This is a genomic window from Citrobacter sp. Ce006, from assembly GCF_030336535.1.
In the GTDB taxonomy this organism is placed as follows: domain Bacteria; phylum Pseudomonadota; class Gammaproteobacteria; order Enterobacterales; family Enterobacteriaceae; genus Citrobacter; species Citrobacter europaeus.
Genome location: NZ_JAOWDO010000073.1, coordinates 449159 through 464494 on the forward strand (window position 1 = coordinate 449159; position 15336 = coordinate 464494).

13 protein-coding genes are annotated in these 15336 nt (G+C 54.9%); all 13 read left to right on the plus strand.

All coding sequences use genetic code 11. The features are described from left to right. Window positions 1-201 precede the first annotated feature (201 nt). Window positions 202-1206: a catabolite repressor/activator gene (gene cra / locus OGV94_RS20845; RefSeq protein WP_016151689.1), complete on the plus strand. Its 1005-nt coding sequence runs from the start codon at window positions 202-204 to the stop codon at window positions 1204-1206. 612 nt (window positions 1207-1818) lie between these two features. Further along, window positions 1819-2277, plus strand: a complete 459-nt coding sequence (mraZ, locus tag OGV94_RS20850) for a division/cell wall cluster transcriptional repressor MraZ (protein WP_005124560.1) — start codon at window positions 1819-1821, stop codon at window positions 2275-2277. Window position 2278: 1 nt separating this feature from the next. After that, entirely contained in the window at window positions 2279-3220 is a 942-nt protein-coding gene (gene rsmH, locus OGV94_RS20855; RefSeq protein WP_042312345.1) for a 16S rRNA (cytosine(1402)-N(4))-methyltransferase RsmH, read from the plus strand. Further along, window positions 3217-3582 (plus strand): cell division protein FtsL, encoded by a 366-nt coding sequence (ftsL, locus tag OGV94_RS20860; RefSeq protein WP_006686695.1) that lies wholly within the window; start codon window positions 3217-3219, stop codon window positions 3580-3582. Before rsmH ends, ftsL begins: the two co-directional genes overlap by 4 nt. Before the next feature lie 15 nt (window positions 3583-3597). Beyond that, the gene (ftsI, locus tag OGV94_RS20865) at window positions 3598-5364 is read left to right on the plus strand and encodes a peptidoglycan glycosyltransferase FtsI (RefSeq protein ID WP_016151691.1); all 1767 of its coding nucleotides are present in this window, start codon (window positions 3598-3600) and stop codon (window positions 5362-5364) included. Further along, the gene (murE, locus tag OGV94_RS20870) at window positions 5351-6838 is read left to right on the plus strand and encodes a UDP-N-acetylmuramoyl-L-alanyl-D-glutamate--2,6-diaminopimelate ligase (RefSeq protein ID WP_043018421.1); all 1488 of its coding nucleotides are present in this window, start codon (window positions 5351-5353) and stop codon (window positions 6836-6838) included. Before ftsI ends, murE begins: the two co-directional genes overlap by 14 nt. Beyond that, on the plus strand, window positions 6835-8193 hold the full coding sequence (gene murF, locus OGV94_RS20875) for a UDP-N-acetylmuramoyl-tripeptide--D-alanyl-D-alanine ligase (protein ID WP_047406203.1): 1359 nt from the start codon (window positions 6835-6837) through the stop codon (window positions 8191-8193). The genes murE and murF overlap by 4 nt, the downstream gene beginning before the upstream one ends. After that, window positions 8187-9269 (plus strand): phospho-N-acetylmuramoyl-pentapeptide-transferase, encoded by a 1083-nt coding sequence (gene mraY, locus OGV94_RS20880; protein WP_016151694.1) that lies wholly within the window; start codon window positions 8187-8189, stop codon window positions 9267-9269. Before murF ends, mraY begins: the two co-directional genes overlap by 7 nt. 2 nt (window positions 9270-9271) lie before the next feature. Beyond that, window positions 9272-10588, plus strand: a complete 1317-nt coding sequence (gene murD / locus OGV94_RS20885; RefSeq protein WP_087051010.1) for a UDP-N-acetylmuramoyl-L-alanine--D-glutamate ligase — start codon at window positions 9272-9274, stop codon at window positions 10586-10588. Next, window positions 10588-11832 (plus strand): cell division protein FtsW, encoded by a 1245-nt coding sequence (gene ftsW / locus OGV94_RS20890; protein WP_019078372.1) that lies wholly within the window; start codon window positions 10588-10590, stop codon window positions 11830-11832. The genes murD and ftsW overlap by 1 nt, the downstream gene beginning before the upstream one ends. Continuing rightward, window positions 11829-12896 (plus strand): undecaprenyldiphospho-muramoylpentapeptide beta-N-acetylglucosaminyltransferase, encoded by a 1068-nt coding sequence (murG, locus tag OGV94_RS20895; protein ID WP_181634071.1) that lies wholly within the window; start codon window positions 11829-11831, stop codon window positions 12894-12896. The genes ftsW and murG overlap by 4 nt, the downstream gene beginning before the upstream one ends. Window positions 12897-12947: 51 nt before the next feature. Then, entirely contained in the window at window positions 12948-14423 is a 1476-nt protein-coding gene (gene murC, locus OGV94_RS20900) for a UDP-N-acetylmuramate--L-alanine ligase (RefSeq protein ID WP_043018425.1), read from the plus strand. Then, window positions 14416-15336 carry a D-alanine--D-alanine ligase gene (locus OGV94_RS20905; protein ID WP_043018426.1) on the plus strand — a complete coding sequence of 307 codons (921 nt, stop codon included), beginning with the start codon at window positions 14416-14418 and terminating at the stop codon, window positions 15334-15336. The genes murC and OGV94_RS20905 overlap by 8 nt, the downstream gene beginning before the upstream one ends.

The following is a 15336-nucleotide window of genomic DNA, read 5'->3' on the forward strand; positions in this document are numbered from 1 at the left end:
AATAATACCTTGCCGGATGGTGCTAATGCTTATCCGGCCTGGGCGAGAAGCATTGGCTATCGGTTGCTTTTTTTTGCGAAATCAGCAGTAACCAGAGACAAAAGCGGTTGCCGCAGTCATTATTCTGCGCTTAGATGTTAAGAAGTTTAACCCATGCCATCTAAAAGGTTATGGTTTGTACATTTTACGCAAGGGGCAATTGTGAAACTGGATGAAATCGCTCGGTTGGCCGGCGTTTCGCGAACGACTGCAAGCTACGTTATTAACGGCAAAGCAAAGCAATATCGCGTAAGCGACAAAACGGTCGAAAAAGTCATGGCGGTGGTGCGTGAGCATAATTACCACCCGAACGCCGTGGCGGCCGGGCTACGTGCTGGACGCACACGTTCTATTGGGCTTGTGATCCCGGATCTCGAGAACACGAGCTATACTCGGATCGCAAACTATCTGGAGCGCCAGGCGCGTCAGCGCGGGTATCAACTGTTGATTGCCTGCTCTGAAGATCAGCCGGATAACGAAATGCGTTGTATTGAGCATCTTTTACAACGCCAGGTTGATGCCATTATTGTGTCGACCTCCTTGCCGCCTGAACACCCGTTCTATCAGCGCTGGGCGAACAGTTCATTCCCGATTGTGGCGCTGGACCGCGCGCTGGATCGCGAACATTTCACCAGCGTGGTGGGCGCAGACCAGGATGATGCCCAAATGCTGGCGGAGGAGTTACGTAAATTCCCTGCTGAAACCGTGCTCTATCTGGGGGCGCTCCCTGAATTATCCGTCAGTTTCTTGCGCGAACAGGGTTTCCGTACCGCATGGAAAGACGATCCGCGTGAAGTGCATTTCCTCTATGCCAACAGCTATGAACGTGAAGCGGCCGCGCAGTTGTTTGATAAATGGCTGGAAACGCATCCAATGCCTCAGGCGCTGTTTACCACGTCGTTTGCTCTGCTGCAGGGAGTGATGGATGTGACCCTGCGTCGCGACGGGCAGTTACCGTCTGATTTGGCGATTGCGACGTTTGGCGACCACGAACTGCTCGACTTCCTGCAGTGCCCGGTACTGGCGGTAGCGCAGCGTCATCGCGATGTTGCTGAGCGCGTGCTGGAGATTGTGCTGGCAAGCCTGGATGAGCCGCGAAAACCAAAACCAGGATTAACGCGTATACGGCGTAATCTGTACCGTCGCGGTATACTTAGCCGTAACTAAGAGCCTCAATTGATGATGTCGGCGGGATAAGCCTCTGACGTCATCAATTATTCCATTCTCAGAAATAACCGCATTATAATTAAGAATATTCTTTAGAATTATCTGAAATTGATTCTTAAATTATGCCGAATTAAAAATGCAACTCTCCATTTTGGGGTTATTGAGAAGTAACGACGCGTTACGGTTGTATTATTTTGTTACATGCTTGTAGGGATTTGCCGAATTAACAAACACTTTGCTGCTGCGTTGTGGCAATCTCACCTTCACCTCGCTCCTGTGCGGCGTACAGACTGATTAACTGGTACTGTTATCTCGCTGCATATTGTCCTAAAATGCCGCTCGCGTCGCAAACTGACACTTTATATTTTCTTTTGATGATATTCAGTTGTTTTAAACAATCATGAGTTGTTGGATTTTTTTCTTACAAATATTCATGACGTTAATTTGCTTCGTTTGCTGTACGGAATTTGTTCAACGCTGATATTAGCCGTAAACAATGTGTTTTTTGCTCCGCTAAGCGCCGTGACTTGCTTGACAAGGTTTTCCTCCGCTCCGTAAACTCCTTTAAGTGGGAATTTGTGGGATAAAGTGGTAATCGGGGGTGAGGCTGGCATGTTCCGGGGAGCAACGTTAGTTAATCTCGACAGTAAAGGGCGCTTATCCGTGCCTACCCGTTATCGGGATCAACTGCTCGAGAGCGCTACCGGTCAAATGGTTTGCACCATTGACATCCATCACCCGTGCCTGCTGCTGTATCCCCTGCCTGAATGGGAAATCATCGAACAGAAGTTATCGCGTCTGTCTAGCATGAATCCAGTTGAGCGTCGCGTACAGCGCCTGTTGTTGGGTCATGCCAGCGAATGTCAGATGGATAGCGCTGGTCGCTTATTGATAGCGCCCATTCTGCGGCAACACGCAGGGTTAACGAAAGAAGTGATGCTGGTTGGGCAGTTCAATAAGTTTGAGCTGTGGGATGAAACGACCTGGTATCAACAGGTCAAGGAAGATATCGACGCTGAGCAGTCTGTTACCGGCGCGCTGTCGGAACGATTGCAGGATTTGTCTCTATAAAATGATGGAAAATTATAAACATACAACGGTGTTGCTGGATGAAGCCGTAAACGGCCTGAATATTCGTCCAGACGGCATCTACATTGACGGGACATTTGGTCGCGGTGGTCACTCACGTCTGATCCTCTCCCAGCTTGGCGAAGAGGGACGTTTACTGGCCATCGATCGCGATCCGCAGGCTATTGCCGTTGCACAGACGATTACCGATCCCCGTTTTTCCATCGTCCATGGACCTTTTTCTGCGCTGGCTGACTACGTCGCCGAGCGCGGACTGACCGGTAAGATCGACGGGATTCTTCTCGATCTTGGGGTTTCTTCTCCGCAGCTTGACGATGCTGAGCGCGGATTCTCATTTATGCGTGACGGTCCGTTAGATATGCGAATGGACCCGACACGCGGTCAGTCAGCGGCCGAATGGCTGCAAACCGCCGATGAAGCAGACATTGCCTGGGTGATCAAAACCTTTGGCGAAGAGCGCTTCGGCAAACGCATTGCTCGCGCCATCGTGGAGCGCAACCGCATCGAACCAATGACCCGCACTAAAGAGCTGGCAGAGGTGATTGCGGCGGCAATGCCGGTGAAAGACAAATTCAAACATCCCGCGACCCGTACCTTCCAGGCGGTGCGCATTTGGGTGAACAGTGAACTGGAGGAGATAGAGCAGGCGCTAAAAAGCTCGCTCAGCGTGCTGGCACCAGGTGGTCGCCTTTCGATAATCAGTTTCCATTCGCTTGAAGATCGCATTGTGAAACGCTTTATGCGCGAACAAAGTCGTGGTCCTCAGGTTCCGGCTGGAATACCGATGACCGAAGCGCAGATCAAAAAACTGGGCGGCCGTGAGTTAAGAGCACTAGGCAAGATGATGCCGGGTGAAGAAGAGGTAGCTGAAAATCCTCGTGCCCGTAGTTCAGTTCTGCGTATTGCAGAGAGGACGAACGCATGATCAGCAGAGTGACAGAAGCCCTCAGCAAAGTTAAAGGATCGATAGGAAGCAACGAGCGCCATGCCTTGCCTGGCGTGATCGGTGACGATCTTTTGCGGTATGGGAAGCTGCCACTCTGCCTGTTCATTTGCATTATTTTGACGGCGGTTACCGTCGTGACAACAGCACACCATACGCGGTTACTGACCGCGCAGCGTGAGCAGCTGGTTCTGGAGCGAGATGCGCTGGATATCGAATGGCGTAACTTGATCCTTGAGGAGAACGCGCTCGGCGACCATAGCCGTGTTGAACGGATCGCAACGGAAAAGCTGCAAATGCAGCATGTTGATCCCTCACAAGAAAATATCGTAGTACAAAAATAAGGATAAACGCGACGCATGAAAGCAGCGGCAAAAACGCACAAACCAAAACGCCAGGAAGAACAAGCCAACTTTATCAGTTGGCGTTTTGCGTTACTGTGCGGCTGTATTTTGCTGGCACTGGGTTTTCTGCTCGGGCGCGTTGCCTGGCTGCAAATCATCGCGCCGGACATGTTGGTGCGTCAGGGCGACATGCGTTCTCTGCGCGTCCAGGAAGTGTCTACGTCACGCGGGATGATTACCGACCGCTCGGGTCGTCCGCTGGCGGTGAGCGTTCCGGTTAAGGCGATTTGGGCCGACCCGAAAGAGGTGCATGATGCAGGCGGCGTGAGCGTTGGTGAACGCTGGCGGGCGTTGTCGACTGCCCTGAACCTCCCGCTCGATCAACTGGCTTCCCGCATTAACGCCAACCCGAAAGGGCGCTTTATCTATCTGGCGCGTCAGGTAAACCCTGATATGGCTGACTACATCAAGAAACTGAAGCTGCCAGGTATTCATCTGCGCGAAGAATCCCGCCGTTACTATCCTTCCGGAGAAGTGACCGCTCACCTCATCGGCTTTACTAACGTCGACAGTCAGGGGATTGAAGGCGTTGAGAAGAGCTTCGACAAGTGGCTCACCGGGCAACCGGGCGAACGTATTGTACGTAAAGACCGTTATGGCCGCGTCATTGAGGATATTTCCTCTACCGACAGTCAGGCGGCGCATAACCTTGCGCTAAGCATTGATGAGCGTTTACAGGCGCTGGTTTACCGTGAACTGAATAACGCGGTGGCGTTTAACAAGGCGGAGTCAGGCAGTGCGGTACTGGTGGATGTGAACACCGGTGAAGTGCTGGCAATGGCCAACAGTCCGTCTTACAACCCGAATAATCTCACCGGTACGCCGAAAGATGCGATGCGTAACCGTACCATTACCGACGTGTTTGAGCCGGGTTCTACCGTCAAACCGATGGTGGTGATGACGGCGCTGCAGCGTGGCGTGGTACGTGAAAATACCGTACTTAACACCATCCCTTACCGAATTAATGGTCACGAAATCAAAGACGTGGCGCGTTATAGCGAATTGACCCTCACCGGGGTTTTGCAGAAGTCGAGTAACGTCGGTGTTTCCAAGCTGGCGTTAGCGATGCCGTCCTCAGCGTTAGTAGACACTTACTCACGTTTTGGGCTGGGAAAAGCGACCAATTTGGGGTTGGTCGGAGAACGCAGTGGCTTATATCCTCAAAAACAACGGTGGTCTGACATAGAGAGGGCCACCTTCTCTTTCGGCTATGGGCTAATGGTAACGCCGTTACAGTTAGCGCGAGTCTATGCAACGATCGGCAGCTATGGCGTATATCGTCCGCTGTCGATCACCAAAGTTGACCCTCCGGTTCCTGGCGAGCGTATCTTCCCGGAATCAACCGTGCGTACCGTGGTGCACATGATGGAAAGCGTGGCGCTGCCCGGCGGCGGCGGCGTGAAGGCGGCGATTAAAGGCTATCGTATCGCCATTAAAACCGGTACGGCGAAAAAAGTAGGCCCGGATGGCCGCTACATCAACAAATACATTGCTTATACCGCAGGCGTTGCGCCTGCGAGTCAGCCGCGCTTCGCGCTGGTTGTTGTTATCAACGATCCGCAGGCGGGTAAATACTACGGTGGCGCCGTTTCCGCGCCGGTCTTTGGTGCCATCATGGGCGGCGTACTGCGCACCATGAACATCGAGCCGGATGCGCTGACAACGGGCGATAAAAATGAATTTGTGAATAATCAAGGCGAGGCAACAGGTGGCAGATCGTAATTTGCGCGACCTTCTTGCTCCATGGGTGCCGGGTGCACCGGAGCGAGCACTGCGGGAGATGACGCTTGACAGCCGTGTGGCTGCATCGGGCGATCTCTTTGTCGCAGTATTGGGTCATCAGGCGGACGGGCGTCGGTATATCCCGCAGGCGATAGCGCAAGGTGTGGCTGCCATTATTGCAGAAGCAAAAGATGAAGCTACTGACGGTGAAATCCGTGAAATGCACGGCGTGCCGGTTATCTATCTCAGCCAGCTTAACGAACGTTTATCTGCACTGGCAGGCCGTTTTTACCACGAGCCTTCTGAAAAAATGCGTCTGGTCGGCGTGACCGGGACCAACGGTAAAACCACCACTACCCAATTGCTGGCGCAGTGGAGCCAACTGCTTGGCGAAACCAGCGCGGTAATGGGAACAGTAGGCAATGGCCTGCTGGGCAAAGTGATCCCGACGGAAAATACTACCGGCTCAGCCGTTGATGTCCAGCATGTGCTGGCGGGGCTGGTTGCGCAGGGCGCAACGGTTGGCGCGATGGAAGTGTCTTCACACGGTCTGGTTCAGCATCGCGTGGCGGCGCTGAAGTTTGCCGCATCAGTATTTACTAACTTAAGCCGTGATCATCTTGACTACCACGGCGATATGGAACATTACGAAGCCGCGAAATGGCTGCTGTATTCCACGCACCAATGCGGTCAGGCCATCGTCAACGCGGATGATGAAGTCGGTCGTCGCTGGCTGGCCAAACTCCCGGATGCGGTTGCCGTTTCGATGGAAGACCACATCAATCCGAACTGTCACGGTCGTTGGTTAAAAGCGGTTGACGTGAATTATCACGACAGCGGGGCAACGATTCGTTTTACCTCCTCATGGGGTGACGGCGAAATTGAAAGCCACCTGATGGGCGCGTTTAACGTCAGCAATCTGCTGTTGGCGCTGGCGACGCTGCTGGCGCTGGGATATCCGTTAGCTGATTTACTGAAAACGGCGACACAATTGCAGCCGGTTTGCGGGCGTATGGAAGTGTTCAGCGCGCCGGGTAAAACCACCGTTGTGGTTGATTATGCCCATACGCCAGATGCGCTGGAAAAAGCGCTGCAGGCGGCACGTCTGCACTGTGCTGGCAAACTGTGGTGCGTCTTTGGTTGCGGCGGCGATCGCGACAAAGGTAAACGCCCGTTGATGGGCGCGATTGCTGAAGAGTTTGCTGATGTTGTCGTGGTGACCGATGACAACCCGCGTACTGAAGAGCCGCGCGCCATTATTAACGACATTCTGGCGGGGATGCTGGATGCCGGACAGGCGAAGGTAATGGAAGGTCGCGCAGAAGCGGTGACAAACGCCATTATGCAGGCGAAAGAAAATGACGTGGTGCTGGTGGCCGGTAAAGGTCATGAAGACTACCAGATCGTTGGTTCACAGCGCCTCGACTATTCTGACCGCGTCACGGCAGCGCGTCTGCTGGGGGTAATCGCATGATTAGCGTAACGCTCAGCCAACTGGCGGAGATCCTCCGTGGCGAATTAAAAGGGGCCGATCTGACCCTTGATGCGGTGACAACCGATACGCGTAAAGTGACGCCGGGCTGCCTGTTTGTGGCGCTGAAAGGCGAACGCTTTGACGCCCACGATTTTGCCGACAAAGCGCAAGAGAGCGGGGCGGGTGCGCTGCTGGTCAGCCGTCCGTTGGACACCGATCTGCCGCAGCTGATTGTTAAAGATACGCGTCTGGCGTTTGGTGAACTGGCCGCGTGGGTTCGCGCCCAGGTTCCGGCGCGCGTTGTTGCGCTGACCGGCTCTTCCGGGAAAACATCCGTCAAAGAGATGACGGCGTCCATTCTGAGTCAATGCGGCAACACCCTATATACCGCGGGCAACCTGAACAACGACATCGGCGTACCGATGACGCTGCTGCGCTTAAACAACGATTACGACTATGCCGTAATTGAACTCGGCGCCAATCATCAGGGTGAAATCGCCTGGACCGTTGGTCTGACACGTCCGGAAGCGGCGCTGGTGAACAACCTGGCCGCCGCGCATCTGGAAGGCTTCGGCTCTCTGGCCGGTGTTGCAAAGGCAAAAGGTGAGATTTTTACCGGCCTGTCAGCGAACGGTATCGCCATTATGAATGCCGACAACAACGACTGGCTGAACTGGCAAAGCATCATCGGCGATCGCAAAGTCTGGCGCTTCTCGCCGAATGCGGCTAACAGCGACTTTTCGGCGGATAACGTTCATGTGACCTCACACGGCACAGAGTTTTCGCTGCAAACGCCAACCGGAAGCATTGATGTTCTGCTGCCGCTGCCGGGTCGTCACAACATTGCTAACGCCCTTGCGGCGGCTGCGCTCTCTATGGCGGTAGGCGCGACGCCAGAGGCGATCAAAGCGGGCCTGAAGGATCTGCAAGCGGTGCCGGGGCGTCTGTTCCCGGTTCAACTGGCAGAAAATCAGCTGCTGCTGGACGACTCCTACAACGCTAACGTCGGCTCAATGACCGCAGCGGTACAGGTGCTGTCCGAAATGCCCGGCTACCGCGTGCTGGTGGTTGGCGATATGGCAGAGCTTGGCGCGGAAAGCGAAGCCTGCCACGTACAGGTAGGTGAGGCTGCAAAGGCTGCAGGTATCGACCGTGTGCTGAGTACAGGGAAACTGAGTCAGGCAATTAGCCATGCCAGCGGCGTTGGTGAGCATTTTGCGGATAAAACCGCGCTGACCGCGCATCTTAAGGCGCTGATTGCAGAACATCAGATCATGACGATTTTAGTGAAGGGTTCACGTAGTGCCGCCATGGAAGAGGTAGTACGCGCATTACAGGAGAATGGAACATGTTAGTTTGGCTGGCCGAACATTTGGTCAAATATTATTCCGGCTTTAACGTCTTTTCCTATCTGACGTTTCGCGCCATCGTCAGCCTGCTGACCGCGCTGTTCATCTCTTTGTGGATGGGCCCGCGCATGATCGCCCGCTTGCAAAAAATGTCCTTTGGACAGGTCGTACGTAACGACGGTCCGGAATCACACTTCAGTAAACGCGGTACGCCGACCATGGGCGGGATTATGATCCTCACCGCGATTGTTATCTCCGTACTGCTGTGGGCATACCCGTCGAATCCATATGTATGGTGTGTGCTGGTGGTATTGGTCGGTTACGGCATTATCGGTTTTGTCGATGACTACCGTAAAGTGGTACGCAAAGACACCAAAGGCCTGATCGCGCGCTGGAAATACTTCTGGATGTCGGTGATTGCGCTGGGCGTGGCTTTTGCGCTGTATCTGGCCGGTAAAGATACCCCCGCCACCGAGCTGGTGGTGCCATTCTTTAAAGACGTGATGCCGCAACTGGGACTGTTCTACGTCCTGCTGGCGTACTTTGTGATTGTGGGGACTGGTAACGCGGTTAACCTCACCGACGGCCTTGATGGTCTGGCGATTATGCCGACCGTGTTTGTGGCCGCGGGTTTTGCGCTGGTGGCCTGGGCGACCGGTAACATGAACTTCGCCAACTATCTGCACATTCCATATTTACGTCATGCCGGCGAACTGGTGATCGTCTGTACGGCGATTGTCGGCGCGGGCTTAGGCTTCCTGTGGTTTAACACCTATCCGGCGCAGGTCTTTATGGGCGACGTCGGATCGCTGGCGCTGGGCGGCGCGCTGGGCATTATTGCCGTGCTGCTGCGTCAGGAATTCCTGCTGGTGATCATGGGCGGCGTATTTGTCGTAGAAACCCTGTCAGTCATTCTGCAGGTTGGTTCCTTTAAGCTGCGCGGACAGCGCATCTTCCGTATGGCGCCGATTCACCATCACTATGAACTGAAAGGCTGGCCGGAACCGCGCGTAATTGTGCGCTTCTGGATTATTTCGCTGATGCTGGTGCTGATTGGCCTGGCAACGCTGAAGGTACGTTAATCATGGCTGATTACCAGGGTAAAAAAGTCGTCATTATCGGTCTGGGTTTGACCGGGCTGTCCTGCGTGGATTTCTTCCTGGCGCGTGGCGTGACGCCGCGCGTAATGGATACCCGCGCGACGCCACCTGGTCTGGACAAATTACCGGAAGCGGTTGAGCGTCATGTTGGCAGCCTGAATGATGACTGGCTGCTGGCCGCCGATCTCATCGTCGCCAGCCCTGGTATCGCCCTGGCGCATCCTTCACTGAGCGCCGCCGCCGATGCGGGAATTGAAATTGTTGGCGACATTGAGCTGTTCTGTCGCGAAGCGCAGGCGCCGATCGTTGCGATCACCGGTTCCAACGGGAAAAGTACTGTTACTACGTTGGTAGGCGAGATGGCGAAAGCGGCCGGTGTGAACGTGGGTGTTGGCGGTAATATCGGCCTGCCCGCGCTGATGCTGCTGGACGACGAACGTGAGCTGTATGTTCTGGAACTGTCGAGCTTCCAGCTGGAAACAACCTCCAGCTTACACGCCGTAGCCGCCACCATTTTGAACGTCACCGAAGATCATATGGACAGATATCCGTTTGGCTTGCAGCAGTACCGTGCGGCCAAACTGCGCGTCTATGAAAACGCGAAAGTCTGCGTGGTCAACGCTGATGATGCGCTGACCATGCCGATTCGCGGGGCGGATCAGCGTTGCGTGAGCTTTGGCGTCAACATGGGTGACTACCACCTGAACCGTCAGCAGGGCGAAACCTGGCTGCGGGTGAAGGGGGAAAAAGTCCTCAACGTGAAAGAGATGACGCTTTCCGGCCAGCATAACTATACCAATGCCCTGGCCGCGTTGGCGCTGGCGGATGCTGCGGGTCTGCCGCGGGCGTCAAGTCTGAAAGCGCTGACCACGTTTACCGGTCTGGCGCACCGTTTTCAGACCGTGCTTGAGCACAACGGCGTGCGCTGGATTAACGATTCTAAAGCCACCAACGTGGGCAGCACTGAGGCCGCGCTGAATGGCCTGCATGTTGATGGTACTTTGCACCTGCTGCTGGGCGGCGACGGGAAATCCGCTGACTTTATGCCGCTGCAACGTTACCTGACCGGCGACAACATTCGTCTGTACTGCTTTGGTCGTGATGGCGCGCAGCTTGCCGCTCTGCGACCTGACGTTACGGAACAAACTGAAACCATGGAGCAGGCAATGCGCCTGCTCGCACCGCGCGTGAAACCGGGTGATATGGTGTTGCTGTCGCCCGCCTGCGCCAGCCTCGACCAGTTCAAGAACTTTGAGCAACGCGGTGACGTCTTTACCCGCCTGGCGAAGGAGTTGGGTTGATGCGCTTATCTCTCCCTCGTCTGAGAATGCCGCGCTTACCGGGACTGGGTGTCCTGGCGTGGATCTTCGCGGCACTTAAAGGCTGGGTGATGGCTTCGCGTGATAAAGACGCGGACAGCCTGATCATGTATGACCGCATGCTGCTGTGGCTGACCTTTGGTCTGGCAGCGATCGGCTTTGTGATGGTGACATCGGCATCGATGCCCGTAGGGCAACGTCTGGCGGGCGATCCTTTCCTGTTTGCCAAGCGTGACGCGCTGTACATCTTCCTCGCGTTCTGTCTGGCGATGGTGACGCTGCGTCTGCCAATGGAGTTCTGGCAAAAATACAGTACGACGATGCTGATAGCCTCGATCATCATGCTGTTGATCGTGCTGGTGGTGGGGAGTTCCGTTAACGGTGCGTCGCGCTGGATTGCGCTGGGGCCGCTGCGTATTCAGCCTGCGGAATTTACCAAGTTGTCGCTGTTCTGTTATCTCGCCAACTACCTGGTGCGTAAAGTTGATGAAGTGCGTAACAACCTGCGCGGCTTCTTAAAACCAATGGGCGTGATCCTGGTGCTGGCTATTTTGCTGCTGGCACAGCCTGACCTGGGTACGGTGGTGGTGCTGTTTGTCACTACCCTGGCGATGCTGTTTCTCGCCGGTGCGAAACTGTGGCAGTTCATTGCCATCATCGGCATGGGGATTTCCGCGGTTGTGCTGCTGATCCTTGCTGAGCCGTATCGTATTCGCCGCGTAACCTCCTTCTGGAACCCATGGGAAGATCCGTTCGGCAGTGGCTACCAGCTGACGCAATCGCTGATGGCTTTTGGTCGCGGTGAGGTTTGGGGGCAAGGCTTAGGTAATTCCGTCCAAAAGCTCGAGTATTTACCGGAAGCGCACACCGACTTCATCTTCGCCATTATTGGGGAAGAGCTGGGTTATATCGGTGTGGTATTGGCACTTTTAATGGTATTCTTCGTCGCTTTTCGCGCGATGTCGATTGGCCGTAAGGCGCTGGAAATTGATCACCGTTTTTCAGGCTTTTTAGCCTGCTCCATTGGGATCTGGTTTAGCTTCCAGGCACTGGTAAACGTCGGCGCTGCAGCGGGTATGCTGCCAACCAAAGGTCTGACGTTGCCGCTGATCAGTTATGGTGGTTCCAGTTTGTTGATTATGTCGACGGCCATCATGTTTTTGTTACGTATTGATTATGAAACGCGTCTGGAAAAAGCCCAGGCGTTTACACGAGGTGCACGATGAGTGGTCAACCGAAGCGGTTAATGGTGATGGCAGGCGGTACCGGCGGGCATGTGTTCCCGGGGCTGGCGGTCGCGCACCATTTAATGGCCCAGGGCTGGCAGGTTCGTTGGCTGGGCACCGCCGATCGTATGGAAGCGGACTTGGTGCCGAAACACGGCATTGAAATTGACTTTATTCGCATCTCCGGATTGCGTGGCAAAGGCGTCAACGCGCTGCTAGCCGCGCCCGTGCGTATTTTTAACGCCTGGCGTCAGGCGCGCGCCATCATGAAGCAGTTTAAGCCTGATGTGGTGCTGGGAATGGGTGGATATGTGTCCGGCCCTGGCGGACTGGCTGCCTGGTCATTAGGCATTCCGGTTGTACTGCATGAACAGAACGGCATTGCGGGGTTAACCAATAAATGGCTGGCGAAGATTGCAACGAAGGTGATGCAGGCCTTTCCCGGTGCTTTCCCAAATGCGGAAGTGGTGGGCAACCCTGTACGCACCGACGTGCTGGCGCTGCCGTTGCCCGAAGCGCGTCTGGCCGGTCGTGAAGGTCCGGTTCGCGTGCTGGTGGTCGGTGGATCGCAGGGCGCACGTGTTTTGAACCAGACGATGCCGCAGGTTGCCGCAAAGCTTGGCGATGCGGTAACTATCTGGCATCAGAGCGGCAAAGGCGCGCAGCAGACCGTCGAGCAGGCGTATGCCGACGCGGGACAACCGCAGCACAAGGTTACTGAGTTTATTGATGATATGGCAGCGGCCTACGCGTGGGCGGATGTCGTGGTTTGTCGCTCAGGGGCGCTGACGGTGAGCGAGATTGCCGCCGCAGGTTTACCCGCGCTGTTTGTGCCGTTCCAGCATAAAGACAGACAGCAGTACTGGAATGCGCTGCCGCTGGAAAAAGCGGGCGCCGCCAAAATTCTCGAGCAGCCGCAGTTTACTGTGGATGCCGTCGCCAGCACCCTTGCCGGGTGGTCGCGAGAAACCTTATTAACCATGGCAGAACGTGCGCGCGCCGCATCCATACCGGATGCCACTGAGCGCGTGGCAAATGAAGTGAGCCGGGCTGCCCGGGCGTAATTGTGGTGATGCCTTTTGCATCGCATGAACTAAGAAGTTAATGGCTAAAGAATGAATACACAACAACTGGCAAAACTGCGTTCCATCGTGCCCGAAATGCGTCGCGTTCGGCACATCCACTTTGTCGGCATCGGTGGTGCTGGTATGGGCGGTATTGCCGAAGTTTTGGCCAATGAAGGTTATCAGATCAGCGGTTCTGACTTAGCGCCGAATCCGGTGACGCAGCAGTTGACGAATCTGGGCGCCACGATTTTCTTCAACCATCGCCCTGAAAATGTGCGCGATGCGAGCGTAGTGGTGGTCTCCAGCGCCATTTCTGCGGATAACCCGGAAATTGTTGCGGCGCATGAAGCGCGCATTCCGGTGATCCGTCGTGCGGAAATGCTGGCGGAGTTAATGCGTTTTCGTCACGGCATCGCTATTGCCGGTACGCATGGTAAAACCACGACCACGGCAATGGTCTCCAGCATTTATGCGGAAGCGGGCCTGGATCCCACTTTTGTCAACGGCGGTCTGGTGAAGGCCGCGGGCGTTCACGCGCGCCTGGGACATAGCCGTTATTTGATTGCGGAAGCGGATGAAAGCGATGCATCGTTCCTGCATTTGCAGCCGATGGTGGCGATTGTCACCAATATCGAAGCCGACCATATGGATACCTACCATGGCGACTTCGAAAATTTAAAGCAGACGTTTATTAATTTCCTGCATAACTTGCCGTTTTATGGTCGTGCGGTGATGTGCGTTGACGATCCGGTGATCCGCGAGCTGTTACCGCGAGTTGGTCGTCAAACCACAACCTATGGTTTTAGTGATGATGCCGATGTGCGCGTTGAAGATTACCAGCAGATTGGCCCACAAGGGCACTTCACGCTGGTGCGTCAGGGGATGGCCGATTTACGTGTGACGTTAAACGCGCCGGGCCGCCACAATGCGCTGAACGCCGCGGCTGCGGTGGCGGTTGCGACGGAAGAAGGTATTGAAGACGACGCTATTCTGCGTGCGCTGGAGAGCTTCCAGGGTACCGGACGTCGTTTCGACTTCCTCGGCGAATTCCCGCTTGAGCCAGTGAACGGTAAAACCGGGACCGCGATGCTGGTCGATGATTATGGTCACCACCCAACGGAAGTGGACGCCACGATTAAAGCCGCGCGTGCGGGCTGGCCCGACAAAAATCTGGTCATGCTGTTCCAACCGCACCGGTTTACGCGTACACGCGATCTGTATGACGACTTTGCCAACGTGCTGACCCAGGTCGATGCGCTGTTGATGCTGGACGTGTACGCCGCGGGCGAAGCCGCGATTCCGGGGGCCGACAGCCGCTCGCTGTGCCGTACGATTCGTGGTCGCGGTAAGATCGATCCGATTCTGGTATCCGATCCGGCCCTGGTGGCAGAAATGCTGGCACCAGTATTAACCGGCAACGATCTGATTTTGGTGCAGGGCGCTGGAAATATCGGCAAAATCGCGCGTTCCTTAGCTGAAATCAAACTGAAGCCGCAAAACCCGGAGGAAGAACAACATGGCTGATAAAATCGCGGTCCTGTTAGGGGGAACCTCCGCAGAACGTGAAGTTTCGCTGAATTCCGGCGCGGCCGTACTGGCAGGGTTACGCGAAGGTGGTGTTGATGCCCATCCGGTTGATCCTAAAGAGGTCGATGTCACTCTTCTGAAATCTATGGGTTTTCAGAAGGTGTTTATTGCGTTGCATGGTCGTGGCGGGGAAGATGGCACGTTGCAGGGCATGCTGGAGCAAATTGGCCTGCCATATACCGGCAGCGGCGTCATGGCTTCCGCAATTTCGATGGACAAACTGCGCAGCAAGCTGCTGTGGCAGGGCGCAGGTTTACCCGTCGCGCCATGGGTTGCATTGACCCGCGCTGAGTTCGAAAAAGGTCTTAGCGATGAAGCAGTTACAAAAATTTCTGCGTTAGGTTTGCCGCTGATTGTGAAGCCAAGCCGTGAAGGCTCCAGCGTAGGGATGTCAAAAGTTGAAGAAGAAAATGCTTTGCAGGGTGCATTAGCATTGGCTTTTCAGCATGATGAAGAAGTACTGATTGAAAAATGGCTCAGTGGCCCGGAATTTACAGTTGCGATACTCGGCGAAGAAATTTTACCGTCAATACGTATCCAACCCGCGGGAACCTTCTATGATTATGAGGCGAAGTATCTCTCTGATGAGACACAATATTTCTGCCCTGCAGGTCTGGAAGCCGAACAAGAGGCCCGTTTGCAGGAATTAGTCCTGAAAGCATGGACCGCATTGGGCTGTAAAGGTTGGGGTCGCATTGACGTCATGCTGGACAGCGATGGCCAGTTTTATCTGCTGGAAGCCAATACCTCTCCGGGTATGACCAGCCACAGCCTGGTGCCGATGGCGGCACGTCAGGCAGGCCTGAGCTTCTCGCAGTTGGTGGTAAGAATTCTGGAGTTGGCGGACTGA